This is a genomic window from Poseidonibacter lekithochrous (assembly GCF_018861145.1).
Taxonomy (GTDB): domain Bacteria; phylum Campylobacterota; class Campylobacteria; order Campylobacterales; family Arcobacteraceae; genus Poseidonibacter; species Poseidonibacter lekithochrous_A.
In genome coordinates, this window is record NZ_JAHKQT010000029.1 from 1 (window position 1) to 25,684 (window position 25,684).

Genomic DNA, 25,684 nt, shown 5'->3' on the forward strand with positions numbered 1-25,684 from the left:
TTACTTCTATTGTACTCATATCTTTCCTTTTCCTTTTTTTATACTAAACACTGTTTTTTTGCTAATAAATCATTTAAAATTGCATGATTTAAAGAATAATCTACTGCTAAATCAATTAAATGAACACCTTTTGTATTTACACACTCTTCTAAAGTTTTTTCAAACTCTTCTACTGAAGATGGTCTATGTCCTGTTGCACCATAAGATTCAGCATATTTTACAAAATCTGGATTGTCTAAGTCAAGTCCATATGTCTCAAATCCCATACCTGTCTGTTTCCATTTAATCATACCGTATGCATTATCATTTAAAATAATTACAGTTAAATCGATTCCTAATCTAACAGCAGTTTCCAACTCTTGCGAATTCATCATAAATCCACCATCTCCACAAACTGAAACAACTTTTTTATCTGGATTTACCATTTTAGCTGCCATTCCAGAAGGAAGTCCTGCACCCATAGTTGCCAAGGCATTATCAAGTAATAATGTATTTGGTTGCGCACATCTATAATTTCTTGCAAACCAGATTTTATAAACACCATTATCAAGTGTTACAATATCTTCATCATCTAAAATTTGTCTAATACTTCTTACTGCTCTTTGTGGTAAAATAGGAAATCTATTATCGGCAAAGTATTTATTTAAGTGTGTTTTTATTTCTATAATCATTCTTTTATAATAATCAAACTCCCAATGATCTTGTGCCGAAGTAGCAGTTGTCAATGCATCAATATTTGAAGCAATATCACCTACAACATCAAGCTGAGGGAAATATGTATCATCAACTTCACTTGGAAAGAAATTAACATGAATTACTTTTGTAGCATCTGCTGTATTTTCCATAAAAAATGGTGGCTTTTCAATAACATCATGTCCTACATTAATAATTAAGTCTGCCCTCTCAATAGCACAATGAATAAAATCATCTTTTGAAAGTGCTGCCGTACTTAAACAAAGTTTATGATTTTCATCAATTACACCTTTTCCCATTTGTGTTGAGAAAAAAGGAATTCCAGTTTCATTTACGAAATCTGTTAACGCTGTACCAATTCTAGTTCTATTAGCCCCAGCTCCAATTAATAGAAGAGGTCTTTTAGCTTTTTCAATCATTTTAACAGCATCAGCAATAGAATCTTTTCCAGCTTTTGGATATTTAAAATCTCTAACTGGATAAATATTAAAGTCAACTTCTTCAGCTGCTATATCTTCAGGTAGTTCAATATGAACAGCCCCTGGCCTTTCAGTTGTTGCTAACTTGAAAGCCTCTCTTACCATAGATGGAATATTATTTCCATTTACAACTTGTTTTGCGTATTTTGTCATAGGTTTCATCATTCCAACAATATCTATGATTTGAAATCTACCTTGTTTTGATTTTTTAATTGGTTTTTGACCTGTAATCATCATCATAGGCATTCCACCAAGTTGTGCATAAGCTGCACTTGTTGCAAAATTAGTTGCACCTGGGCCTAAAGTTGATAAACAAACTCCAACTTTTCCTGTTAACCTTCCATAAGTTGCACCCATAAATCCTGCTGCTTGCTCATGTCTCGTTAATATTAATTTAATATTCGAAGTTCTAAGTGCTTCTAAGAAATCAAGATTTTCTTCACCTGGAATTCCAAAAATATACTCAACACCTTCATTTTCCAGTGCTTTTACAAATAATTCTGATGCATTCATTTAATTACTCCATTTAATTTTTAATAATTATTAATAATCATACTCAATATCTATTAAAGTTTATTTATTTTTTACTTCTTATTTTTTAAAAATCTAATAATTGTGTACAATTACACAATTTTATTACTGTTCCATACCACTTAATAGTATAACTGTTTAAAGTAATGATTTATATTATATTAATGATTTTTCTTATACCATTGCTTTAATTTAAAAAGAGGTCTGAAATGAAAAAAATTTTACTTATTCTAATTATAGCAATAGTTGCTCCAATAGTTTACTTAATAGTGAACAATTATAACAATATTCCAAAACTAGACGAAAATGTAAAAGAGAAATGGTCACAAGTACAAAACCAATATAAAAGAAGAGCTGATTTAATACCAAACTTAGTTTCTACAGTAAAAGGTTATGCTGAACATGAAAAAAGTACTTTTGTTGAAGTTACTGAAGCTAGAAGTAAAGTATCACAAATCAATGTAAATGCTGATACTTTAAACAATCCTGCTGCTATGCAACAGTTTTCTCAAGCACAAGCTGGATTATCAAGTGCTTTATCCAAACTTATGTTAGTAGTTGAGAAATATCCTGATTTAAAAGCAAATAAAAACTTTATGGCTTTACAATCACAACTTGAAGGTACTGAAAATAGAATTACAGTTGCTAGAAAAGATTTTATAACTGCTGTAAAAAACTATAATATTGAATTAAGAACTATGCCTGGAAAACTTGTGGCTGCTATTGTACATCCAAGTGCAACAGTAAAAGAAACATTTAAAGCAAGTGAAATAGAACAAGAAGCTCCTAAGGTATCATTTTAGTATGTATTTAAATGATAAAGAAAAGCAAGAGATTTCAAAAGAGATAGAAAACCTAGAACTACAAAGTTCAGCTGAATTAGTAGCAGTCGTTACAAAAAGAAGTGCAAGTTATAAATATATATCTTCACTTCTTATTATTTCTATTCTTGCTTTTTTATCTATTTTACTTGTAATTTTTACACAAATATCATCTTTACTACTACTTGAAATACAACTATTTAGCTTTGTTCTTCTATATTCACTTTTAGAAAAATTTGACAATATAATCATGATAATACTTCCGAAAACTTATAAATACAATATTGCAAAAGAGTATGCAAATAAGCAATTCTCAAATCTTGGTTTAAATAGAACTAAAACAAATCAAGCCTTAATGTTTTTTGTAAGTTTAGATGAAAAGTATGTTGAAATAATTGCAGATGACACGATAAGTTCTAAAATCTCAAATGAATATTTTCAAGAAATAGTTGATACTTTTATACTAGATGTTAAAAATAATCAACTATCAAATGGATACTTAAAAGCTATTCAGACTTGTAGCCAAAAGTTAATTCAAGAATTTCCTATTCAAGCTAATGATGAAAATGAATTATCAAATGATGTTATTGAATTAGGATAAATAATGAATATGAAAAAAATTTTATTAACTCTTGTTTTAATTTTTAGTTTTTCTTTTGCAGATATTACAACTTCTTTCCCACAACTTTCAGGTCGTGTAGTTGATACTGCAAATCTTTTAACACAAAGTCAAAAAGAAACACTTACTGCAGTACTAAAAGAGCAAGAGGAAAAAACATCTAATCAAATAGTAGTAGTAACTCTAAACTCTCTTGATGGCTATGAAATAGCTGAGTACTCATATCAACTTGGTAGACATTGGGGTATAGGACAAAAAAATAAAAACAATGGCGTACTATTAGTAATTTCTTTAAATGATAGAAAGCTTCGTATTGAAGTTGGTTATGGCTTAGAAGGCGCTTTAACAGATAAAATATCTCATGAGATTATTGAGTATACTTTAAAACCAAAGTTTAGACAAGGTCAATATTATGATGGTATTCAAAAGTCTATTAATCAAATAATCTTAGCTATTAAAGGTGAGTATGTTCAAGATAAAAAAAGAAATACTGACACTAATAATGTATCATTTTCACCATTACTATTTTTTGTAATAATTTTCACTTCACTTGGATTAAATGGGTTATCAAGATCACAAAGAAATGAATCTCTTTATAGAGTTACAAAATCATCACTTAATTCATCTTTTATCTCAATATTTATTTATGTATTTAGTTCTGAATTTACATCATATAGTTTATTCATTTCACTTATTTCTTTTTTAATCATTTTTCTTTTTTCATATCTTAGTATAAAAAAAGTTGATTTTGATAAAATTAAAAGAGACTCTAGAAATACATCTTCAACTTATGGTTCAGGATATAGTGGTGGCTTTGGAGGTGGTGGTTTTAGCTCTTCAGGCGGCGGATTTTCAGGCGGCGGTGGCGGCTTTGGAGGAGGAGGAGCTAGTGGTGGCTGGTAAAAAAGTAATAATATTTGATTTAGATGGAACACTTATAGATTCTTTAGAAGATATTGCGGTATGTATGAATCAAGTTTTAAAAGAGTTAAATCTACCATATTATGAGATAGAAGATTATAAATATTTTGTAGGTGGTGGAATTAGTATACTAGTTAATAATGTACTTGATAAAAAAACTTCTCAAGAAATAAAAGAGGAAGTAACATCAAGATTTAAAGAAGTGTATGATCAAAAACTTCATAAAAAAACTTTACCTTATGATGGAATTTATGCACTTTTAGATGAGTTAAAAGAATTAGATTTTAAAATAGGAATCTTATCAAATAAACCTCATAAATTTACACTTCAATATACAAATAATTTATTTTCAAAATATAATATCAAAGAAATTCATGGTCAAAAAAAAGAAATTCCAAAAAAACCAGACCCAATAGCTGCAATAAATATAGCTAAAACATTTGAAACCCCTTGTGAAGAAGTTTATTTTGTAGGCGATACAATGGTTGATATGCAAACAGCAAAAAATGCAAATATGAAAGCTATTGGAGTTTTATGGGGATTTAGAGACGAAGCAGAGCTTTTAAATAACGGAGCAGATTACTTGGTAAAACATCCTTTAGATATTTTAAAAATTGTAAACAAAAAATAAAAACATATTTTTTGTTTACTTTCAACTTTTAAGAAAAAAGACTTAATCTTTTTAAAAGGTTGTATATGCAACTATTGCATATACAATTAAAGGATTATTATGGAATATCAATTAAAAAACTCTATTGGTTTTAAAATAAATCAAACCGCAAATAAAGTAAACAATAAGTTTAATAATATACTTCAAGACTATAAAATAGCTCCAGAACAAAGAGCTACTTTAGAGATTATAAAGTTTGAAAAAGATGTAAATCAAACAAAAATTGCAAATATTTTGGCAAAAGATAAAACTACAATAAGTAGAACACTTGCTACTTTAGAAAAAAAAGGCTTTATTCAAAAAGAGCCAATAGATAGAAGAACGAATCTTATTAAACTAACTATTTTAGGTGAAGAAATTTTAAATAAGAGTCAAGAAAGTGTACAAAAGTTTAGAGAAGATTTATTTTTAAACTTAGAAAAAGAAGAAGTAAATAAGCTAATAGAACTTCTTGAAAAAGTAAATTTAAGTGTAGATAAATAGATGAAAAAACCAATAAATCACATATATCTTATAATCTTATTATCCGTTTTATCTTCAGTTGCACCTATGGGAGTAGATACATACCTACCTTCAATTCCTGATATTGCAAAATCTTTTGATGTAAGTATTCATAAAATCGAGCTTTCTTTATCTATCTTTTTAATTGGTTTCTCAATTGGTCAAGTATTTGGAGGCCCTCTCTCAGATAGATATGGAAGAAAAATGAGTTCTGTCTTTGGTCTTTTAGGTTATGCTTTATTTAGTTTTATAATTATCTTTAGTTCTAGTATTTACGAATTGTGGGTTTATAGATTTATTGAGGCTTTCTTTGGGGGTATTGTTGTAGTAAATGCGGCTGCAGCGGTTAGAGATAGATTTCATGGAGCAGAGGCTGCAAAAGTTTTTTCACTTATTGGAATGGTAAGAAGTTTAGCTCCTCTTTTAGCTCCTGCTATTGGTGCTTTTATTATTCATTTCTTTTCATGGGAAGCTGTATTTATATTTTTAACACTATATGCTTTGATAGTTACTTTTTTTGTTTACAAAGATTTAGAAGAGAGTTATACCTATAGTAAGCAAAATATATTAGAATCTTTTAAATTAGTTCTAAGTCATAAAAATGCTCTTAAAGCAATGCTTACTTTAGGTTTTAGTTTTGGTGGTTTTTTTATAATAATTGCAAAATCATCTTTTATATATATAGAACATTTTAAAATTTCAACAGATTATTTTCCATTCTTTTTTGGAATAAATTTTATAATATTAATGTTGATGATAAAAGTAAATGTAAGTCTACTTAAAAATTCTAAACCTTCTGACCTTGTAAAAATTGCTCTTTTAGTACAGGTTATTTCTGGGGTTATATTTGTTTTAAATTATGAAAATATTAGTATAGTTTTAATTGTAATTTTAATAGCTTCTTATATGAGTATGATGGCTTTCATTTTTGGAAATTGTATGGCCTTAACTTTAGAACATTTCCCTAACAATGCAGGAGTTGCTTCTGGTGTTGTAGGAGTTTTACAATTTGGATTAGGGGCAATTATTTCATCAATTGCACTATCTTTTCATAGTGAGACTTTTTTCCCAATCGCACTTAGTATTTCAATTATCTCATTTTTTGCATTTTTAATAATGCGTATGTATAAAGAATAATTATTCTTTATACTATAAAATTTAAAATTCTAATTCAAAAAATGTTTCACTAATCTTTTCATATTTAGCAACAGAACAAGTGATTTTTGAAGCATTTTCATAATCTTTAAATTCAGATAAAAATAGTTTCTTAAGTTTTTCTACATTTGAAGTCCTGAAAACAAAATATCCTAATATATCGGGACCTCTTGAACCTGGTTTTTCTATTCCGAAACTATCAAACTTCCAATGAACACCTTTTGAAAAGAAAAACACTTCTTTAATTCTTTGTTTTAATTCTTTTCTTGTACTATCATCAAATGTTTTCAAATGGATATAAAATGCAACATTTACATTAAACTCATCTTGAACTAATTTCTTTTGATTAGTTGTTTGGGCTATTTCTATATTTTCTTGACTCATTATTATCCTTTTTTACTTCTAAATTGAATAAATTGTTAATATTTTTTAAAGATGAATTTTATCTAAATAATATATAGATATACTTATGTTAACTTTTTAGTAAGAAATTATCAAGAAATTTAAAATAAAGGCAAAATAATGTCAATAATAAATCTCGAATATATAGATGTATTTAATAATAAAGAAACAAAGAAACTAACTTTCTCTAAGCACATAATTAAAAGTAACTTTGAAGAAAAATCTTTATTTGCATTATTAGTTGATGGTAAATCTATGCAACCTATTATAAATGACCAAGCCGTAATAGTTGCAGATTTATCAAATAAAATTTTAGAGAATGAAAAGATTTACTTAGTTTATTATGAAAACAAAATGTGGGTAAAGAAATATAGTTTAGAAAATAAAAACTTTTATTCTATCAATCCTGAATTCTCACACTTAGTATATAAAGATGATGAAGTAAAAATAGTTGCAAAAGTATTAATCACTTTTACAAACTTATAAATTAAATATTCTTCTATAGTTTTCTTCTAAAGAAGTTTTATCTTTATAGTCTATTAAGTCCCCTATTTCTATATCAATGTTTAATTGTTCATCTCTTTTGTTTATAGCCTCTTTTAAAACTTCATTTGCATTTGTTTTTATATAAACTGGTAAAATTGGAAGTCTATTTTTTAAAGCAATAACTCTTGCTCCTTCTTTAAAACTTGAAAGTGGAGTATTCTCTTTATTTCTAGTACCTTCAGGAAAAATGTAAATTGAATTATCGTCTTTTACTACTTCTTTTATATCTTTAAAAAATGGTGCCATATTCTTAGCTTCCCTATCTAAAAGTATTGACCCTGCATTTCTTGTAAACATTCCAAAAAAGAAAGAGTTGTACAACTCTTTCTTAGCAATCCAAAAACCTCTAATTTTTGTATCTTTTAAAGCAGTTTCAATAATCAACGGATCTACTATACTTCTATGGTTTGATATTAATAAGTATTTCCCACCTCCTGGTAGTTTTTCTTTATTTATTACATTTACATTTAGTTTTAATTTATTAAATAGAGTCTTAGAATATTCAGCTCTAAGAAGCATTTTCTTTTCTTTGTTTTTTTCATTTTTTAGTAAAAAGCCAAATTTATTTGTAAGATAAGTAGCATAAAATGCCATTGATATTAATTTTAAGTTCAAAAAGTTTCCTGATAGTTGTTAGATTAGATTGAAAATGAATTTTATCTAAATAAATTTTCTATTAGGTTTAATTTGCTTTATTCTAATTACGATATTGCTATAATCAAGAAAATTATTAAGAAAAGACATAAAAAATGAATATTCAATTAAAATTTTTAGAAAAAGCAATTAAAGATAAAAACTATGTAAGCTTTACTTACAAAGGTAAGAAGTATGATAAAATCGAAGCTTCTAAAATAAATCCAGAAAATTTTGATCTTAATCTAATTAGAAATTTAATTATTTTAAAAAATAAGTTTATTTAATATATAATACAATTATTATTTTAAAGGATAAAAATGAAAAAAATCATATTAGCATCAGCACTTACAATCTCTACAATATTAGCATTTGATATTGCAAGTACAGCAAAAACAGTTGGTAGTTCATTAGGAATTACAGCTGAAAGTATTGGACAAAAATTAGCAGATGTTGTTAAAGATAAAGCACCTGAAACTGCTGAACAAGCAAAAAGTTATTGCACACAAGCATCAACTTATAAATCATTTGTAGGAATTGCAGATGATGGAATGATGGCTAAAGCTATTGATATTTGTGCTGAAAAATCAAGTGAAGGTTTAGAAGGTGCTGTTAATGATGCAAAAGATGCCGTTACAAATGAAGCAGCAAAAGCTGTTACTTCTGACTCATCGTCATCTTTAATGGATAGTGCTTCAAAATTATTAGGAAACTAATTCTTATATCAGACCCTTTTAGGGTTTGATTTTCTATCTACATTCTTCTATTTACAACAAATAAATGTTATCATTCCAAAAAATAAAATTGGTGATAATATGAATACAACAAAATTAATAAACACAGCACTAAAACTTGCAAAACTAGACAAAATGCCTTATGATACAAATATCATAGTTGAAGGTGAAAATATAAAAAAAGTACTAATTGGTATTGATATGGAAACACCAGAATTACTTCTTGCACAACAAATGGGTTTTGATTGTGTAGTATCACATCATCCCAAAGCTGATTCTTGTATAGTTGACTTTTCAAAAGTTATGGACGTACAGATTGACAGAATGGTAAAATCAGGAGTTCCTATAAATAAAGCGCAAAAAGCGCTAAAGAAAAAACAACAAAGTGTTGATTTAGGAAGTCATGCTTCAAACTATGACAGAGTTAGTTCAGCCGCAAGATTAATGAAAATGCCTTATTTAAATATTCATATTCCTGCTGATTTTATAACTGAAGAGATAGTTCAAACAAAACTTGATACAGCTTTTACAAATAAACCAAAAACAAAACTAAAAGATATTATTGAAGAGCTAACTTCATGGGAATATTATATAGGTAAAACTGCACAACCTGTAATTAGAGTTGGTTCAAATGAAGATTATGCAGGAAAAATTGAAGTTCTAATGGCAGGTGGAACTAATGGTGGAGTTGATGTCTATAAAACCTATTTTGAAGCAGGAGTTGGAACTATTATAGCTATGCACGTTCCTGAAGATGTAAAGAATGCAGTTGCTGAACAAAATATAGGAAATATCATAATAGCACCTCATATGCCAAGTGATAGTATAGGACTTCTTGAAATTGTAAAACAGTGGAGAAAAGAAGGTTTTGAAGTTACTTGCATGAGTGGAATTATAGAATAATTCTTCTTTTAGAAAATCTAAAATATACGTAAAATTTTATCGTGTATTTTAGTAACTTTCATTAAATAAAATTATAAATCTTTTTATACAAAATAGTAATTATTTATTACTACACACCTTTAAAATAGTTTTTCCTTATCTTCTAAATTTATCATATTTGCTCTATAATATATATAAGAAAACAAAATAATAATATAGCCAAAAAGGTGAAGAATGGAAATACAAACTGTAAAAAAAATGGAGAAAGAAGCAATTAAAAGTAGTGGTGTTGATTTCCTAAGATTAGGATTTGCATTATTTTTTATGGTTGCTGTTTTAACTTATAGTTTTCTAAGTACAGGTGGAGTACCAAATAGTATGTTCTTAGGGATAGCTGCTCTTTTTGGTGCATATATGGCTATGAATATTGGGGCAAATGATGTTGCAAATAATGTAGGACCAGCCGTTGGTTCTAAAGCACTTACTATGGGTGGTGCAATAATTATTGCAGCAATTTTTGAAGGTGCAGGAGCTTTAATTGCTGGTGGGGATGTAGTAAATACTATAAAAAGTGGAATTATCGATATTGAAGCTTTTAACGGAAATACGAACTCATTTATTTGGGCTATGATGGCTGCACTTTTATCTGCTGCTTTATGGTTAAACTTTGCAACTATGATTAAAGCTCCTGTATCAACTACACATTCTATTGTTGGTGGTGTTATGGGTGCGGGAATTGCAGCTGCTGGTTTTTCTATTGTTGACTGGGGAACAATAGCAAAGATTGCAGCTTCTTGGATTATCTCACCTGTATTAGGTGGAATTGTTGCTGCAATATTTTTATATTCTATTAAACAATCAATGGTTTATAAAGAAGATAAGATCCAAGCTGCTAAAAAATGGGTGCCAATATTTGTAAGTATTATGTCTTGGGCATTTATTACATATTTAACACTAAAAGGGCTTAAAAAAGTTTGGCCAAATATTGTTGATATCTTTGTATTTTTACCTGATGATAAAAGCCCATCATTTTTAATTGCTTCAATCTTTGGTCTTGTTATTGCTATTATTGTTTATTTTGTTGTCTTACAAACAGTAAAAAGAAGAGCATTAGGTGTTGAAAATAATAGAAATGGAATTAATTCAATGTTTACTGTTCCTCTTATTTTTGCAGCTGCACTTTTATCTTTTGCACATGGGGCAAATGATGTTGCAAATGCTATTGGACCACTTGCTGCTATTAATGATGCAGTTATGACAGGTGGTATATCTTCAAGTGCAGGTATTCCATTATGGGTTATGGCAGTTGGTGCTTTAGGTATTGCACTTGGTCTTGCTTTATATGGTCCAAAGTTAATTAGAACTGTTGGTTCTGAAATTACTGAATTAGATCAAATGAGAGCATTTTCTGTTGCAATGGCCGCATCTATAACTGTAATTATTGCATCACAATTGGGACTTCCTGTATCTTCTACACATATTGCAGTTGGCGGTATATTTGGAGTAGGTTTTTTAAGAGAGTATTTGGATACAACAGAAAAAAAAGATGTTATCACAATTGGTCAAGAGATTGTAGAAGATGAAAAAAAAGTATTAAGAGCTTTTGAATCAGATTTAAAAATAATTGAGAAAAAGAAAGATAAGAAAAAAGATGATTATCAAAAAATTGTTGATTTGTATAAAAAAATAGATGAAGAAGAAGAAAAACTTAAAGAAGCAAAGAAAAGTTTAAAATCTGCACAAAAAGTACAATATGTAAAAAGAGATGCTATTAAAAAGATTATAGCAGCTTGGATTATTACCGTACCTGCTGCTGCTACATTATCTGCAATGGTATACTTTATGATTAGAGGTATTGTTTTATAATGTTAAGAAGTTTTTTATTGCCGCTGATACTTTTAATACTTGCATATGGATTCTGGATTAGCCCAGATTTCAAAGAGATTTCAGCAGGTGTTGCTATTTTCTTATTTGGTATGCTAACACTTGAAGAAGGATTTAAATCCTTCTCAGGTGGAACATTAGAGAATATCTTACAAAAATCTACTGATAAACTTCATAAAAGTATTAGTTTTGGTTTTATTGCCACTGCCATTATGCAATCAAGCTCACTAGTATCAGTTTTAACAATATCTTTTATTGGTGCTGGACTAATAGGGCTTACTCAAGGTATAGGAATAATTCTTGGAGCAAATATTGGTACAACAACTGGTGCTTGGCTTATGGCTGGATTTGGTTTAAAAGTTAAAATATCAGCTTATGCAATGCCTATGCTTGTATTTGGAATTATCTTAATATTTCAAAAGGCAAAAGCGCTTAAAGGAATAGGATACATATTAGCTGGGCTTGGATTTTTATTTCTAGGTATTCACTATATGAAAGATGGATTTGAAGCATTTAAAGCCTCAGTTGATTTAGCTTCTTTTGCCGTTGACGGATTTAAAGGTCTAATGATTTTTATAGGTATTGGTATTTTAGCAACCGTTGTAATGCAATCATCTCATGCAACAATAGTTCTGATACTTGCAGCTCTTTCGGTTGGTCAAATCACTTATGAAAATGCCTTAGCTTTAACAATTGGTGCAAATATTGGTACCACTATTACTGCTGTTATTGGATCTTTAAGTTCTAATATAGATGGTAAAAGATTAGCTGGTGCTCATTTTATATTTAATATAATTACTGCAATTATTGCTATAGTTTTTATAGATCAACTTATGAGTATTGTTACTATAATTAGCGATTTACTTGGAATTGATAAAGATAATCATACTTTAAGATTAGCAGTGTTTGATTCTTTTTTTAAGATAATGGGAGTAATAATATTTATACCATTTGTAGATAAATTAGTAAATTTCTTACAAAAAACTATAATTTTAAGTAAAAAAGATATAAATGGCCTACAAGAAGATAATGCAAAATATTTAAATGATTCAGTTTTAGCACTTCCTTCTACAGCCATGGCAGCTATTAAAAGAGAAACTTTTCATTTATATGAAAATGCTTTTGAAATAATATCTCATGGTATAAATGTAAAAAGAAGAAATATTCTATCAACTATGCCTATTGAACAAGTAATTGAAGAAAACTATAGTACTTCAAAAATAGATATTGACGATTTTTATAATAGAAAAGTCAAAGGTATTTATGGAGAAATTATTGATTTCTCTGCAAGAGCACAGACGAATATGACACCTGAAGAAATAGATCAATTATTTAGATTGAAACTAGCAAATAAAGATATAGTTGAAGCAATAAAAGATACAAAACATCTTCAAAAAAACTTAGTTTTATATTCAAATGATAAGAATGAATATATTAGAGATGAATATAAAAATATGAGAAAAGATTTAGTAGTATTATTGAGAAGTATAAATACAATCTCTACAACACAAGAAGAAGAAAAAGTTTTAATGTTACTTTCAAAAGTAAAACTTCATGCACAAAAATATGACTTTATTTCAAATGGTACTTTAGATAATTTGATTAGAAATGGTTTAATTACAAATAAAATGGCAACATCACTTATGAATGATAGCTCGTATGCTTTTGATATAAGCAAAAAACTAATCTCAATGGCAGAAATTTTATATAATCGTGAAAATAATGACTTATTAATAGATGATGAAGATGTACATAAAATTTTAAATAAAAAGGATGTCTAATGGGTGCTAAGAAATTTATTACTAAGGTTACTGAGTTTTTAGGACTAGAAGTTATGGAGACGACTAAGAAAAAGAAAACATTAAAAAAACTAATCAAAAACTTAGAGAACAAACAAAACCAAATACACAAATCTTTAAATAAAAAGATTAATAAAAAAAGGAGAAAACTTTTGGAGGAAGAGGCAGAAATAGTATCTATACACCTAAAAAAAGGTCGAGAAATACTACATGAACTAATATCAGATAAATAAAAACCAATACTAAAAAAGGATGAAAATGGAAAAAAATACACAAGAATTAATTGAAATTGATGGAGAAAAGATATCTCTAGAAGAATTAGTAAATGCTTATAAAAGTCAAAAAGAAAAGAAAGTTTCAGAATCTAAGGCGAAAAGAAAAAGAGATGATGAAAAGAGTTTAAAACCTTACCAGGCTGAATTAATAAAACTTCAAAAACATTTAGAAGAAACAAATCAAAAAATGATAATACTTTTTGAAGGTAGAGATGCAGCAGGAAAAGGTGGAACAATAAGAAGAGTTACTAGATATATGGATGAAAAACATTATAGAGTTGTAGCCTTAGGAAAACCAACTGAAGAGCAAAGAACTCAATGGTTTTATCAGAAATATATTCAACATTTTCCAAGAGCAGGAGAAATAGTATTATTTGATAGATCTTGGTACAACAGAGCTATGGTTGAATCTGTATTTAACTTTTGTACACAAAAAGAATATGATGACTTTATGTCAGGTGTTTCTAGTTTTGAAAAAGATCTTACAACACAAGGTATTATTTTTATAAAACTTTATTATAGTGTTACAAAAGAAGAACAAGCAAGAAGATTTGAAAGAAGAAAAACAGATCCTTTAAGACAATGGAAATTAAGTGAAATTGATATGCAAGCTCAAGAAAGATGGGATGATTTTACAAATTCAAAATATCAAATGTTAAAACATACTAACTCACATAATGCTCCTTGGACTGTTATTCGTTCAGATGACAAGCAAAAAGCTAGATTAGAATCATTAAAAGTGATTTTAGGTTCAGTAGATTATGAAAATAGAGATGAATCTCTTGATTATCAACTTGACTCAAAAATTGTAATCTCAGGAGCAAGAGAAATAGAAATAATGGATGCACAAAGAATAAGTTGTGGAAAATTTACAAACTAAGGAAACTAATGAAAAACGAATCAGAAAGTAAAGAATCTAAAGAAATAAAAAATAAAGAAAATAAAACACAAATCTGGGTAAAAAATGAAACCTTAGCTTATGAAAAAGAATTAAGAAGACTACAAGTAGAGCTTCTTAAATTCCAAAACCATATAAAAGATGCTGGATTAAAAGTTTTAATGATTTTTGAAGGTAGAGATGCTGCTGGAAAAGGTGGAACTATAAAAAGAATTACTGAGCATTTAAATCCAAGAGGTGCAAGAGTAGTAGCTTTAGAAAAGCCATCAATTGAAGAATCAACACAATGGTACTTCCAAAGATATGTAAAACATCTTCCTAGTGCGGGAGAATTAGTATTATTTGATAGGTCTTGGTATAACCGTTCTATGGTTGAACCAGTTATGGGATTTTGTACAGAAAGAGAACATCACAAGTTCTTAAAAGACGCACCTGCTTTTGAAAAAATGATTGTAGATGAAGGAATCCAAATCTTTAAATTTTACTTCTCAGTTTCAAAAGAAGAACAAGGAAAAAGATTTAAAGCAAGAGAAACAGATCCATTAAAACAATACAAATTAAGCCCTGTAGATAAAGAATCTCAAAGATTATGGGATGAATATACACTAGCAAAATTTATGATGCTAAGTGCAACACACACAGAAGATGCACCATGGACAATTGTAAAAAGCGATGATAAAAAAAGAGCTAGAATAAACTGTATCAAGCACATCTTACAGTATGTAGACTATCCAGATAAAATCTCTGATAAAAAAATTGAAGTAGATAAAGATATTATAGTTTACGGAAGAGATGAAGCTATAAATATGGAAAGTATGTTTAAATTTTCACTTAAATAATATTTAAAATAACATCGTACTTAAATTGATAGTTAAGTACGATGTTCATTGATATTGAGATTATAAATTTACAAACTAGAAAAGGAGATATAAATGAATAATAAAAAAAGATTACATATGCATATTACAGTTGATAACTTAGAAGAAAGCATACATTTTTATAATATACAATTTGATGCAAAACCTACTAAAGTAAAAGAAGACTATGCACAATGGTTACTAGAAGATATGTCTGTAAACTTTGCAATATCAACAAAAGGTGAAGAAAAAGGTCTTAATCACTTAGGAATTCAATACGAAAGTGACGAGGCATTAAGTAATGCACAAAAAAGTTTTGAAGATGCTGGACTCAAAGGTAAAGAAGAAGTTGGCGCAATATGCTGTTATAAAGAATCAAATAAATACTGGATAAATGATCCAAGTGGACTAATCTGGGAAAACTATCATTCAATGAATGATGTAGAATTATATGGAGGAAATGAACATAGCCAATGCTGTACTCCAACATTTAATGATGATAAAAAACCAGCTTTTTCTATAGCAAAACCTGATAATAGTTGCTGTTAATAAAATACTAAAGAAATTTGATACAATGCTTTTATTATTACAAAGTAAGGAAAAATATGAAAAAGAAGTTAAATGTACTAGGTGAGCCATTAGAACCATGTAGTGTAAATCCACTTACAGGATATTATCGTGATGGTTGTTGTTTCTCAGGAGAAGATAATGATGGTGTTCACGCTGTTTGCATTTATGCAACTAAAGAGTTTTTAGAATATTCTAAAAAAGCTGGTAACGATCTTTCAACTCCAATCCCTGAATATAATTTCCCAGGTGTTAAACCAGGTGAGAGTTGGTGTTTAGGTGGATATAGTTTTGTCAAAGCACATCAAGAAGGTAAAGCACCTAAGATATTTATACATTCTACACATGAACGTATTTTAGAACTCATTGATTTAGAAACATTGAAATCTTACGCTGTGGATTTATAAGACAAGGTATAAATTGAAGTAAATGTAAAAAAATTATTTAAGAATCAATTTATATCTTTAAAGATATACTTATAGATATATAAAAGGATATCAGATGATAACAACTAAAAATAAAAAGATGTTGATTTCAGTACCACAAAATCTAGCAGATGAAGTTACACAATTTGCAGAAGATTTAAATCAAAATAAAAGTGCATTAGTTAGTCAAGCATTAGAATTTTATTTTGACCATTTAGATTTACAAATTGCAAAGAAAAGAAGTATGGAAAAAAATGAAACTATAAGTTTAAGCCAAATGAGAAAATTATCTAATGAGTCAGTATAGTTTAGATATTGATAAAAAGGCTTCTAAGGATATTTTATCTTTAGATAAATCTACAAGAAATTTTATTTTAGATGAATTGGAAAGTTTTATCAATAACTTTGATGAAGAGTATGAAAAAGAGTTAATCAAACTAAGTAAAATAAAAGCTTTAAAAGGTGAATTTAAAGGTCTTTATAGATTAAGACTTAGAACATATAGAGTTATTTATGAAAAGATTAATAACAAGTTAGTAATTTTAGTTTTAAGAGTTTCTCATAGAAAAGATGTTTATAGATAATTAGTACCATGTCCCCGGAATTTGAAAGATGATAAAGTATTCATATCTATCCTTTTATTTTACTATATTATATAAAATAGTTTTACATTTGTCAAATATACAATAGTTGACAAGTTTAAGTATTTAAACTATAATACTCTTAAAAGTACTATTAAGGATACGATAATGGTAATTAATGCAAATGAAGTAAAAACAAAAGGTGTTTCAATATTTGCAACACTTCTTGATAAATTTGATGAATTAGTTATAAATGTAAGAGGAAAGAATAAATTTGTTGTTATTGATATTGAAAGATATAAAGAATTAAGAGCAAATGAACTAGATTTAGCATACTTAAAAACGATGCAAGATATTGAAAAAGGTAATTATAAAACTCAAAGTGCCAGAGAGCATATTGAAGAACTAAAAAATGAGTTATAAACTACTAATAAGTGATGAGTATAAAAAGAAACTAAAAAAGTTTTTTAAAAAACATCCAAATATGTTGGATAGGTATTCAAAATGTTTATTTGTATTAGAACAAGACCCTTATCACCCAAGCCTAAGAATTCATAAACTAAAAGGACAATTAGCAGAGTTTTATTCAATTTCTATAAATATGGAATATAGAATTATTATTGATTTTATTATTAGAGATGGTGAAATAATCTTAGTTGATATTGGAACACATGATGATGTTTATTAAAGTTTTAGTATTATAATTTAGTATCATGTCCCCAGAATTTTTCATTGCCATTCTATATTTTTAAAGTTTTACTTTCATCATTACAGATAAATAACTATTTAATGCATTTTGAATAAAAAAAGATTTCTTTTTTCTATATGGATAAATTAAACTGTAAATTATAATTAATTTAAATACTACTTTATAATATTTTTCTAACTCAACATCTAATCCATTTATAATTACCGTTCTTCCCTTATCATTTGCATATAAAATCTCATTTCTTAAATTTATTTCTTTTTTAATTAGTTTTTGGAAATCTTGAAAATCACTTTTAAAAATTAGTTCATCTAATTCATTTTTAAAACAGTAATCCTCATCATTTACTAATAAAGAAAAATTTAATGGAGGAATTGGAGAAAAAGATTTATCTATTTTTTTTAGTTTGATTTTTAATTGAAGGAATTGTTCCTTATCTAAGCGTAAACTTATATTACTTTCAAATGGAAATATCTCTTTTTTTGAATTATTATAAAAAAAATTCTGAATCAATCCTATAAATATGGATAAAGATTGTTTATATTTATGTTCCATATCCTTTATTTTGTTTGCATTTTTATAACCATGATCTTTAATAATGATAAATATTGCCCTCGCAACTTCTTCTTCTGCAGTAATTGCTCTAATTAAAGCCATTTCAGGATCTAATTCTTTTATTTTAAATGCCATTTCAAGATGATGAATAGCATTATAAATACAATATTTAGAACGCCCTTTTGCATTATTCTTTATACCTTCGAATAATTCTCTTTCAAAATCATTAAGTTTTTCAAATTTTTCACTCATATTATTTCCTTATTGAAAATTGTAAATTTTGTTAAAGTTCAAGGCCAGAGGAGAAATTGGAATAAGAACATACTCCAGTATGTGACTATTTCAATTCCGACGATAACGCCGAAATTTATCAAAAGTTACGATTTCCGAACTAATGATTTTCCAGCGAGGTAACCACTAGCCCAAGCAAACTGTAGATTAAACCCACCCCTATTTCCAACGATATCTAAAACCTCTCCTGCAAAGTACAAGTTTTTACATTTTTTACTTTCATAAGTTTTACTATCAACTTCATCTGTTCTAACACCTCCACCACTAGCTTCTGCATGTCCGAAGCCTTGTGTATCTGTGATTTTTAGTTTCCATTGATTTAGTTGATATGATATTGCTTTGATTTGTTTTGCGTTTACTTGCTCTGCTTTTGTATCTTCTGGTATTTTACAGATTTCTAGTAAAACTGGAGCTATTTTATTTGATATCATTCCAGTTAAAATATCTAGTGCTTTTTGCTTTGGTGCTGTTTTAAACAAACTTTGTATTTGATCGGCCAAATCATTTCTATGAAGTTTTGGGAAGAAATTAACTGCTATTTTTACATCTTGGTAGATGCTAAGATTATATGCAGCTACTTGTGAGATATCTAAAATAGCAAAACCTGAAACACCATATTTTGTAAATAATACATCTCCAAATATCTCTTGTTCTAACTGTCCATTTATATATAGTGATACATTACACTCTTTTTTAACTCCTTGCATACGAGAGTGATAGTTTACATCTGTATGAAGTCCAACAAGTGATGGATAAGTGGGATTTAAACTATGTTCAAATTTTGAGGCGAAGTCTAGCCCACTTTCATTTGCATTTAGTTGTGGTGCTGCTCCGAGACCATTTGATATAAGAACTTTATCATACCCTACAAACTCTCTTTGTTCAGTTTTGATTGAAAACTTTTCATTCTCTTTATCTATATCTTTTATTAATGAGTCTAAATACACTTTAACGTCTAAAGAATCAAGTGTTAGTTCAAGTAGTCTTGTAACTGATTTTGCTTCATTTGATAAAGGATATACTTTGTTTGTCTCTTTTATATCAAGAAGTAATCCTATTGATTTACAAAACTTTTCAAAAGCTTTAAAATCAAACTCTTTTAAAGCATATGAAGTAAAATCAGGGTTTTCTCCTAAATAGTTTTTAGGTGTTACATCACTATTTGAGATATTGCATCTTCCATTTCCACTTGCTAGTATCTTTTTACCAATACCTTTATTTGCATCAAATAAATCAACTTGAATATCTTTGTTTAATCTTTTAGCAGTTATTGCTGCTATTATTCCAGCAGCCCCTGCTCCTATTATTGCTATTTTCAAAACCAACCTTGTTTTAGGATTCTGTATTTTTTAAGATTATACTCAATTTAATCCTAAAACTTGAAACTGTAAATACCAAATTGCTATTGATACAAAATATCCAAGTAAAATTGTCCAAGCATATTTAAAATGAGAACTAAAAGTGTAAATACCTGGAAGTTTTCCCATAACTCCAACACCAGCTGCACTACCAAAAGATATTAAAGAACCACCAATACCAGCTGTCAACGTAACTAGCATCCAATTTGATAAATCCATATCAGGATTTGCTTTTAAAACTGCAGACATAACAGGAACATTATCAATAACTGCAGAAAGGAAACCAATACTTATATTTGATAAAATAGGACCTAAATATTCAGGTTTATAAATTACAGCAGCTAAATCAAGCCACCCAATAAAATATAAAGCCCCAACAGCGGCTAAAATACCAAAAAAGAACATTAAAGTATTATTTTCAATTTTGGACATAGATTCAAAAACATCAAAATAGTCCTTACCAAATTTTTTTGCAAGTCTAAAAGCATGAAGTTTTAAAAGAACTAGACCAAACATCATTCCCCACATAGCAGGAAAATCTAAAACCTGATGAGATAAAACTGCACAAAGAATAGTGAAAACACCTAAATAAATTACACTAACAGCACCTTCTCTCATTTGGGGTTTTTCCTCATTTATAGGATCAAAATCTGGTTTTGTATTTGGAACAACTCTAGAAAGTAAAAAAGCTGTTACTAAATATCCTAAAATTGAAGAAGGAAATAAATATAAGAAATCAACAAAATGCCCTTTTCCAGATGTCCAAGCCATAAGTGTTGTGATATCACCAAAAGGAGACCAAGCTCCACCTGCATTTGCAGCAACTACTATATTTATAGCACCTGGTACTAAAAACTCTTTTTTTGTTTTTTCAATTGTAATTAAAACGGTTGAAAGAATAAGTGCGGTTGTTAAGTTATCAGCAAGAGGTGAGATAAAAAATGCCAAAAATCCTGTTAGCCAAAATAGCTTTCGATAAGAATAGCCTTTTGAAATAAGCTTATATTTTAAAGTATCAAAAACTCCCATATGTATAAGTGATTCAATATATGTCATTGCCACAAAAAGAAAGAAAATTATCTCGGCAATTTCTAAAATAACACTTTCTGCTTCATCATGAACAGCATGGATATTTAAATCATTTATATAATAGTAAACTGCTATTAATAAAAAAGATACGATTCCTACAAAAAGTGCCGGTACTGATTTATCTATTTTATATTTTTCTTCATTAGCAATAAAATAATAAGCAACTACAAATACAAAAAGAACTAGAAACCCTACCCACGTCATTGTTAAATCAATAGCACCTACTTCATTTGCAGATAAAAAACTTGTCATAAAAATTAAAATTAAAAAACTTCTCACTGTAATCCCCTACTCTAGTAGAATATTGCAAGCCATATAGTTGACTCATCTTTATTCGTGTATTTTACCCTATGTTTTGTAAAAGCTTTTATATCAATATAATCGCCTTCATTAAGTTCTATACACTTTTGTTCAAACTCTAAAATTGCATTTCCTTTTAATATAAGTACAAATTCATTCTTTTCTTGAGAATACCAAAAATTTATAGGTGAACTTTGTCCATTTGAGACTATTTTTTCAATTTTTATATTGTCAGTTTCTAGTAAATCAAAAAATTGTTCTTTATTCTTATTGATTATAATATTTTCAAATATGTTCTTTTTCATTTTTTTAACCTTTTTTAATATAAAATTATATCCTTTTTTTTAAATTTATTGTAAAAATATACTTTACTTATTTAATCAACTATAGTATTTTAAACACTTTTTAAAGAAATTTTGAAATTTCTTCTTTTTTAATCATGATTAATTTATTTAATCTTAGTAGCATCATAAATACCTATAGATTAGGACTTTGTAAAAATAAATAAGTCTCGTTTTTATTTAAATTTAATCTTTTTTTATTAAATACAAGTAATCTTCTAGAGAATATCTAATTAATTGCAATTAAATCACTTGACATTAAAAACAAAACATTCTATACTTTCACTATAAATTAAATAAAAAAAGGATTAAACAATGCAAAACGAAACAATTGCAGTTCATGGAGGCTATAACAAGAAAGAGGGTTACGGTTCAATGTCTGTACCAATTACTCAAACTACTGCATATGCCTTTAGAGATTCGGAACATGCTGCTAATTTATTTGCTTTAAAAGAATTAGGACCAATTTACACAAGATTAAATAATCCTACTACTGATGTATTAGAGCAAAGATTTGCACAACTTGAAGGTGGAGCTGCCGCTTTATGTGTTTCAAGTGGACAATCTGCAATATTTTATGCAATTGCAAATGTTGCAAAAGCTGGAGATAATATTTTAATTTCAGATAAATTATATGGTGGAGCAGTTACATTATTAACTCATACTATTAAAAGATTTGGAATAGAAGCTAAGATTTTTAGAAGTGAAGATGCTTCAAACTTGGAAGAACAAATTGATGAAGGGACAAGAGCTATTTTCTTTGAATCATTATCAAACCCACAAATTGCCGTTGCAGATGTGGAAAAGATAGTAGAAATAGCACAAAGAAACGGTGTACTTACTATTTGTGATAATACAGTTGCAAGTGCTGCTTTATTTAACCCAATCAAATGGGGTGTTGATGTAGTTGTTCATTCAACTTCAAAATATACAAATGGTCAAGGTACTGTTATTGGTGGAATTATTGTTGAAAGAGATGGTTTAGCTGAATTCTTTAAAGCAAATGAAAACAGATATTCTGATTTTACAACTCCTGATGCTTCATATCATGGTTTAGTTTATACAGATGTTCCTCTTCCAAACTTTTGTTTAAGAGCTAGATTATCATTAGCAAGAGATATAGGAGCAGTTCAAACTCCACTTAATTCTTGGTTATTAATTCAAACATTAGAAACTTTAGCTTTAAGAGTTGATAAACATTCAGACAATGCACTCGAAATTGCAAAGTTCTTAGAATCACATCCAAAAGTTAAAGCAGTAAATTACCCAGGATTAAAATCAGATAAATATTATGACAAAGCTCAAAAATATTTTAAAGGTGGAAAATCATCTGGTTTAATTTCATTTGATGTTGAGTCTTTTGAAGAGGCTAAAAAAGTTATTGATAGTGCTAAACTATTCTCTGTTGTTGTAAACATAGGAGATAGTAAATCACTTATCGTTCATCCAGCATCTACAACTCACTCACAAATGAGTCCAGAAGAGTTAGAAAAAGCTGGAGTTAGTCCTGTAACGGTTAGATTATCTATTGGTCTAGAAAACACTGTTGATTTAATTGAAGATTTAACACAAGCTTTAAATTAGAGGATATGATAATATGCCACTAATTTCAACTAAAGGTGTATATGGTTTAACTGCCATGTACGAACTTAGCAAACATGATAAAAAAACTCCAATGCAAATTAAGGAGATTTCATCAAATGCTAATATTCCTCAAAATTATTTAGAACAACTCTTAAGTAAACTAAGACGTGCTGAACTTGTAAAAAGTATCAGAGGAGCAAAAGGTGGTTATATTTTAGCTCATGCGCCAGAAGATATAAAAGTATTAGATATCTTAGTTGCACTTGAAGGTGATATAAATGTGGTTGATGCAAAAACATCAAACCCTATACTAAATATCTTTTTTGATGAATCAAAACAAAATATGAAAAAACTTTTTGATATGAATCTAGCAAAACTAGATGATTATCAAGATAAATACAATGAATTTTTACATTACAGTATATAAAGGAAAACAAAATGAAATATGCAAATAATATAACAGAATTAATCGGTAACACACCTTTAGTAAAATTACAAGGTGCAAGTGAAGAAAGTGGTGCAACAGTTTTAGGAAAATGTGAATTTATGAATCCTTCACATTCAGTAAAAGATAGAATTGGTACAAACATGATTAACACAGCTTTAGAGCAAGGTTTAATTAATAAAGATACAACAGTAATCGAACCAACATCTGGAAATACAGGTATTGCTCTTGCTGGTGTTTGTGCAGCTTTAGGAATCAAATTAGTTCTTACTATGCCTTCATCTATGAGTATTGAAAGAAGAAGATTATTAAAAGCTTTAGGTGCTGACTTAGTATTAACAGAACCTGAAAAAGGAATGAAAGGTGCTATTGATAAAGCAGTTGAATTAAGCGAAGAAACTCCTAATTCATTTATTCCTCAACAATTTGGAAACGCAGCTAATCCTGAAATTCACAGACTTACAACTGCAAAAGAAATTTTAGCCGATACAGATGGAAAAGTTGATATTTTCATTGCTGCAATTGGTACAGGTGGAACAATTACAGGAACTGGTGAAGTATTAAAAGCAAATAATCCAAATGTTCAAATTATTGCAGTTGAGCCAGATGCATCACCTGTATTAAGTGGTGGTAAACCAGGTCCTCATAAAATTCAAGGTATTGGTGCAGGATTTGTTCCAGACGTATTAAATACAGAAATTTATGATGAAGTTATTCAAGTATCAAATGAAGATGCAATTGCAAGTTCAAGAGCATTAGCGAAAGAAGAGGGTTTATTAGTTGGTATTTCTGCAGGTGCAAATGCACATATTGCAAAAATAGTAGCATCTAGACCTGAAAATAAAGGGAAAGTTATTGTAACTATTCTTTGTGATACAGGTGAAAGATATTTAAGTTCAGGGTTATATGACTATGACGAAGAGTAAAAACTCTTCGTTCTCATATACAAAATAAGATATGAGGAAAGAATAGATGCAAGAAAAAGCTTATAGATCAGTTGTAAAAACCATATCTTGGCGAACAATTGGTACTCTTGATACAATTATAATCTCGTACTTTATTACTGGTGACTTAACCATGGCTGCTTCAATTGGTTCAATTGAACTGTTTACAAAAATGGCATTGTACTATTTCCATGAAAGAGCATGGAATAAAATTGACCTAGGTAGAGTTAAACCTACGGCAAATGATTATCAAATATAGGTTGTATTATGAGTAAAGAATTAGTAGATAAATTAAATAAAGAATTAGAAAACAAAACTGCACAAGAAGTTGTAGAGTATTTTTTAACACATTATAAATACTCTTCAGCATTAAGTTCAAGTTTAGCAGCAGAAGATCAAGTCTTGACTGATATCATTTTAAAAAATTATGAAGATGCTAAAATCTTCACTTTGGATACAGGAAGACTTCATCCTGAAACATATGATGTAATGGATGCAACAAATTTAAAATATAATATCAAGCTAGATGTATATTTTCCTAATGTTGATGATGTTCAAAACTTATATAAAACTCAAGGTGTAAATGGACAATACGAAAGTATTGAAAATAGAAAAACTTGTTGTGGTATTAGAAAAATTGAACCTTTAAAACGTGCTTTAAAAGGTCTTGATATTTGGTTTACAGGATTAAGAGCCGCACAAAGTGTTACAAGAACCCAAATGAAACTTATCGAATGGGATGAAGGGTTTAATTTAATAAAAGTTAATCCTTTAATTTTATGGAGTGAAAATGATGTTTGGGATTATATAAAAGAGAATAAAGTTCCATATAACAAACTTCATGACAAGGGCTTTCCAAGTATTGGTTGTGCACCCTGTACAAGAGCCGTTAAGGACGGTGAAGATATTAGAGCAGGACGATGGTGGTGGGAAAACCCAGAACATAAAGAGTGTGGTTTACACAAAAAATAAATATACAAATGATGAATCAAACTTTTAATTTGAACTAGTCAGAATTAATGGAGAAGAAGAATATGGAAATAAGCCCAGAAAGATTAACACATTTAAAACAGCTTGAAGCTGAATCTATGCACATTATGAAAGAAGTAGTAGCAGAGTTTCAAAACCCTGGAATGCTTTATAGTGTAGGAAAAGATTCATCTGTAATGCTACACATTTTACAAAAAGCATTTTACCC

Annotated in this window: 33 protein-coding genes and 1 pseudogene; 27 read left to right on the forward strand and 7 right to left on the reverse strand. The window is 28.4% G+C overall.

Annotated elements, in window-relative coordinates; translation table 11 throughout:
- Window positions 1–38: 38 nt before the first annotated feature.
- Window positions 39–1,685: an acetolactate synthase large subunit gene (locus KO488_RS10895; protein ID WP_216058844.1), complete on the reverse strand. Its 1,647-nt coding sequence runs from the start codon at window positions 1,683–1,685 to the stop codon at window positions 39–41.
- 227 nt (window positions 1,686–1,912) lie between these two features.
- On the opposite strand from KO488_RS10895, the gene KO488_RS10900 reads away from it, so the two are divergent.
- From KO488_RS10900 to KO488_RS10925, 6 genes are all read left to right on the forward strand, one after another.
- Entirely contained in the window at window positions 1,913–2,506 is a 594-nt protein-coding gene (locus tag KO488_RS10900; protein WP_216058846.1) for a LemA family protein, read from the forward strand.
- A gap of 1 nt (window position 2,507) precedes the next feature.
- Complete coding sequence (locus tag KO488_RS10905) at window positions 2,508–3,125, forward strand: TPM domain-containing protein (RefSeq protein WP_216058847.1); 618 nt, start codon at window positions 2,508–2,510, stop codon at window positions 3,123–3,125.
- A 3-nt stretch (window positions 3,126–3,128) separates the two neighbouring features.
- The gene (locus KO488_RS10910; protein WP_228319136.1) at window positions 3,129–4,046 is read left to right on the forward strand and encodes a TPM domain-containing protein; all 918 of its coding nucleotides are present in this window, start codon (window positions 3,129–3,131) and stop codon (window positions 4,044–4,046) included.
- The gene (locus KO488_RS10915; protein WP_303572469.1) at window positions 4,036–4,695 is read left to right on the forward strand and encodes an HAD family hydrolase; all 660 of its coding nucleotides are present in this window, start codon (window positions 4,036–4,038) and stop codon (window positions 4,693–4,695) included. The genes KO488_RS10910 and KO488_RS10915 overlap by 11 nt, the downstream gene beginning before the upstream one ends.
- Before the next feature lie 99 nt (window positions 4,696–4,794).
- Complete coding sequence (locus tag KO488_RS10920) at window positions 4,795–5,217, forward strand: MarR family winged helix-turn-helix transcriptional regulator (RefSeq protein WP_216058849.1); 423 nt, start codon at window positions 4,795–4,797, stop codon at window positions 5,215–5,217.
- Window positions 5,218–6,372, forward strand: coding sequence for a multidrug effflux MFS transporter (locus tag KO488_RS10925; protein WP_216058850.1), 1,155 nt, complete (start codon window positions 5,218–5,220; stop codon window positions 6,370–6,372).
- Window positions 6,373–6,393: 21 nt separating this feature from the next.
- Here the strand turns inward: KO488_RS10925 and KO488_RS10930 are convergent, their stop codons facing one another.
- Entirely contained in the window at window positions 6,394–6,774 is a 381-nt protein-coding gene (locus tag KO488_RS10930) for a hypothetical protein (RefSeq protein ID WP_216058851.1), read from the reverse strand.
- 138 nt (window positions 6,775–6,912) lie between these two features.
- On the opposite strand from KO488_RS10930, the gene KO488_RS10935 reads away from it, so the two are divergent.
- Entirely contained in the window at window positions 6,913–7,278 is a 366-nt protein-coding gene (locus tag KO488_RS10935) for a S24 family peptidase (RefSeq protein WP_228319140.1), read from the forward strand.
- Here the strand turns inward: KO488_RS10935 and KO488_RS10940 are convergent.
- Complete coding sequence (locus tag KO488_RS10940) at window positions 7,273–7,953, reverse strand: lysophospholipid acyltransferase family protein (protein WP_216058852.1); 681 nt, start codon at window positions 7,951–7,953, stop codon at window positions 7,273–7,275. The two genes, KO488_RS10935 and KO488_RS10940, sit on opposite strands and share 6 nt — an antisense overlap.
- A gap of 134 nt (window positions 7,954–8,087) precedes the next feature.
- Here KO488_RS10940 and KO488_RS10945 point away from each other — a divergent pair, with 134 nt between their 5' ends.
- The 14 genes from KO488_RS10945 (at window position 8,088) to KO488_RS11010 (ending at window position 17,561) form a co-directional block, all read left to right on the forward strand.
- Window positions 8,088–8,258: a hypothetical protein gene (locus tag KO488_RS10945; protein ID WP_216058853.1), complete on the forward strand. Its 171-nt coding sequence runs from the start codon at window positions 8,088–8,090 to the stop codon at window positions 8,256–8,258.
- Between the two features lie 33 nt (window positions 8,259–8,291).
- Window positions 8,292–8,687, forward strand: coding sequence for a hypothetical protein (locus tag KO488_RS10950; RefSeq protein WP_216058854.1), 396 nt, complete (start codon window positions 8,292–8,294; stop codon window positions 8,685–8,687).
- 99 nt (window positions 8,688–8,786) lie between these two features.
- On the forward strand, window positions 8,787–9,608 hold the full coding sequence (locus KO488_RS10955; RefSeq protein WP_216058855.1) for a hypothetical protein: 822 nt from the start codon (window positions 8,787–8,789) through the stop codon (window positions 9,606–9,608).
- A 213-nt stretch (window positions 9,609–9,821) separates the two neighbouring features.
- The gene (locus KO488_RS10960; RefSeq protein WP_216058856.1) at window positions 9,822–11,453 is read left to right on the forward strand and encodes an inorganic phosphate transporter; all 1,632 of its coding nucleotides are present in this window, start codon (window positions 9,822–9,824) and stop codon (window positions 11,451–11,453) included.
- Window positions 11,453–13,252, forward strand: coding sequence for a Na/Pi cotransporter family protein (locus KO488_RS10965; protein WP_216058857.1), 1,800 nt, complete (start codon window positions 11,453–11,455; stop codon window positions 13,250–13,252). The genes KO488_RS10960 and KO488_RS10965 overlap by 1 nt, the downstream gene beginning before the upstream one ends.
- Window positions 13,252–13,503, forward strand: a complete 252-nt coding sequence (locus tag KO488_RS10970; RefSeq protein WP_216058858.1) for a hypothetical protein — start codon at window positions 13,252–13,254, stop codon at window positions 13,501–13,503. Before KO488_RS10965 ends, KO488_RS10970 begins: the two co-directional genes overlap by 1 nt.
- 25 nt (window positions 13,504–13,528) lie before the next feature.
- Window positions 13,529–14,425, forward strand: coding sequence for a polyphosphate kinase 2 (gene ppk2 / locus KO488_RS10975; RefSeq protein WP_216058859.1), 897 nt, complete (start codon window positions 13,529–13,531; stop codon window positions 14,423–14,425).
- An 8-nt stretch (window positions 14,426–14,433) separates the two neighbouring features.
- The gene (gene ppk2 / locus KO488_RS10980; RefSeq protein WP_216058860.1) at window positions 14,434–15,282 is read left to right on the forward strand and encodes a polyphosphate kinase 2; all 849 of its coding nucleotides are present in this window, start codon (window positions 14,434–14,436) and stop codon (window positions 15,280–15,282) included.
- A 93-nt stretch (window positions 15,283–15,375) separates the two neighbouring features.
- A complete protein-coding gene (locus KO488_RS10985) occupies window positions 15,376–15,849 on the forward strand; it encodes an ArsI/CadI family heavy metal resistance metalloenzyme (RefSeq protein WP_216058861.1) in 474 nt (157 codons plus the stop codon).
- Window positions 15,850–15,905: 56 nt separating this feature from the next.
- The gene (locus KO488_RS10990) at window positions 15,906–16,274 is read left to right on the forward strand and encodes a DUF2237 family protein (protein ID WP_216058862.1); all 369 of its coding nucleotides are present in this window, start codon (window positions 15,906–15,908) and stop codon (window positions 16,272–16,274) included.
- A gap of 94 nt (window positions 16,275–16,368) precedes the next feature.
- Window positions 16,369–16,599, forward strand: a complete 231-nt coding sequence (locus tag KO488_RS10995) for a hypothetical protein (protein WP_216058863.1) — start codon at window positions 16,369–16,371, stop codon at window positions 16,597–16,599.
- Window positions 16,586–16,876 carry a type II toxin-antitoxin system RelE family toxin gene (locus KO488_RS11000; RefSeq protein WP_216058864.1) on the forward strand — a complete coding sequence of 97 codons (291 nt, stop codon included), beginning with the start codon at window positions 16,586–16,588 and terminating at the stop codon, window positions 16,874–16,876. Before KO488_RS10995 ends, KO488_RS11000 begins: the two co-directional genes overlap by 14 nt.
- A gap of 165 nt (window positions 16,877–17,041) precedes the next feature.
- Window positions 17,042–17,296, forward strand: a complete 255-nt coding sequence (locus tag KO488_RS11005; protein WP_216058865.1) for a type II toxin-antitoxin system prevent-host-death family antitoxin — start codon at window positions 17,042–17,044, stop codon at window positions 17,294–17,296.
- The gene (locus tag KO488_RS11010) at window positions 17,286–17,561 is read left to right on the forward strand and encodes a type II toxin-antitoxin system YafQ family toxin (protein WP_216058866.1); all 276 of its coding nucleotides are present in this window, start codon (window positions 17,286–17,288) and stop codon (window positions 17,559–17,561) included. Before KO488_RS11005 ends, KO488_RS11010 begins: the two co-directional genes overlap by 11 nt.
- A gap of 60 nt (window positions 17,562–17,621) precedes the next feature.
- Here KO488_RS11010 and KO488_RS11015 read toward each other — a convergent pair whose 3' ends face one another.
- From KO488_RS11015 to KO488_RS11030, 4 genes are all read right to left on the reverse strand, one after another.
- Window positions 17,622–18,386, reverse strand: coding sequence for a hypothetical protein (locus KO488_RS11015; RefSeq protein ID WP_216058867.1), 765 nt, complete (start codon window positions 18,384–18,386; stop codon window positions 17,622–17,624).
- A 125-nt stretch (window positions 18,387–18,511) separates the two neighbouring features.
- Window positions 18,512–19,744: an NAD(P)/FAD-dependent oxidoreductase gene (locus KO488_RS11020; protein WP_216058868.1), complete on the reverse strand. Its 1,233-nt coding sequence runs from the start codon at window positions 19,742–19,744 to the stop codon at window positions 18,512–18,514.
- Window positions 19,745–19,786: 42 nt separating this feature from the next.
- A complete protein-coding gene (nhaD, locus tag KO488_RS11025) occupies window positions 19,787–21,124 on the reverse strand; it encodes a sodium:proton antiporter NhaD (RefSeq protein ID WP_216058876.1) in 1,338 nt (445 codons plus the stop codon).
- 41 nt (window positions 21,125–21,165) lie between these two features.
- Window positions 21,166–21,477, reverse strand: a complete 312-nt coding sequence (locus KO488_RS11030) for a cupin domain-containing protein (protein WP_216058869.1) — start codon at window positions 21,475–21,477, stop codon at window positions 21,166–21,168.
- A gap of 351 nt (window positions 21,478–21,828) precedes the next feature.
- On the opposite strand from KO488_RS11030, the gene KO488_RS11035 reads away from it, so the two are divergent.
- From KO488_RS11035 to KO488_RS15455, 6 genes and pseudogenes are all read left to right on the forward strand, one after another.
- Window positions 21,829–23,097 (forward strand): O-acetylhomoserine aminocarboxypropyltransferase/cysteine synthase family protein, encoded by a 1,269-nt coding sequence (locus KO488_RS11035; protein WP_216058870.1) that lies wholly within the window; start codon window positions 21,829–21,831, stop codon window positions 23,095–23,097.
- Window positions 23,098–23,110: 13 nt separating this feature from the next.
- Entirely contained in the window at window positions 23,111–23,524 is a 414-nt protein-coding gene (locus KO488_RS11040; protein ID WP_216058871.1) for an RrF2 family transcriptional regulator, read from the forward strand.
- 11 nt (window positions 23,525–23,535) lie between these two features.
- Window positions 23,536–24,468, forward strand: a complete 933-nt coding sequence (cysK, locus tag KO488_RS11045; protein WP_216058872.1) for a cysteine synthase A — start codon at window positions 23,536–23,538, stop codon at window positions 24,466–24,468.
- A gap of 46 nt (window positions 24,469–24,514) precedes the next feature.
- Window positions 24,515–24,745 (forward strand): DUF2061 domain-containing protein, encoded by a 231-nt coding sequence (locus tag KO488_RS11050; protein ID WP_216058873.1) that lies wholly within the window; start codon window positions 24,515–24,517, stop codon window positions 24,743–24,745.
- 5 nt (window positions 24,746–24,750) lie between these two features.
- On the forward strand, window positions 24,751–25,458 hold the full coding sequence (locus KO488_RS11055; protein ID WP_216058877.1) for a phosphoadenylyl-sulfate reductase: 708 nt from the start codon (window positions 24,751–24,753) through the stop codon (window positions 25,456–25,458).
- Window positions 25,459–25,520: 62 nt separating this feature from the next.
- Window positions 25,521–25,684, forward strand: a pseudogene (locus KO488_RS15455) (sulfate adenylyltransferase small subunit); the annotation flags it as partial.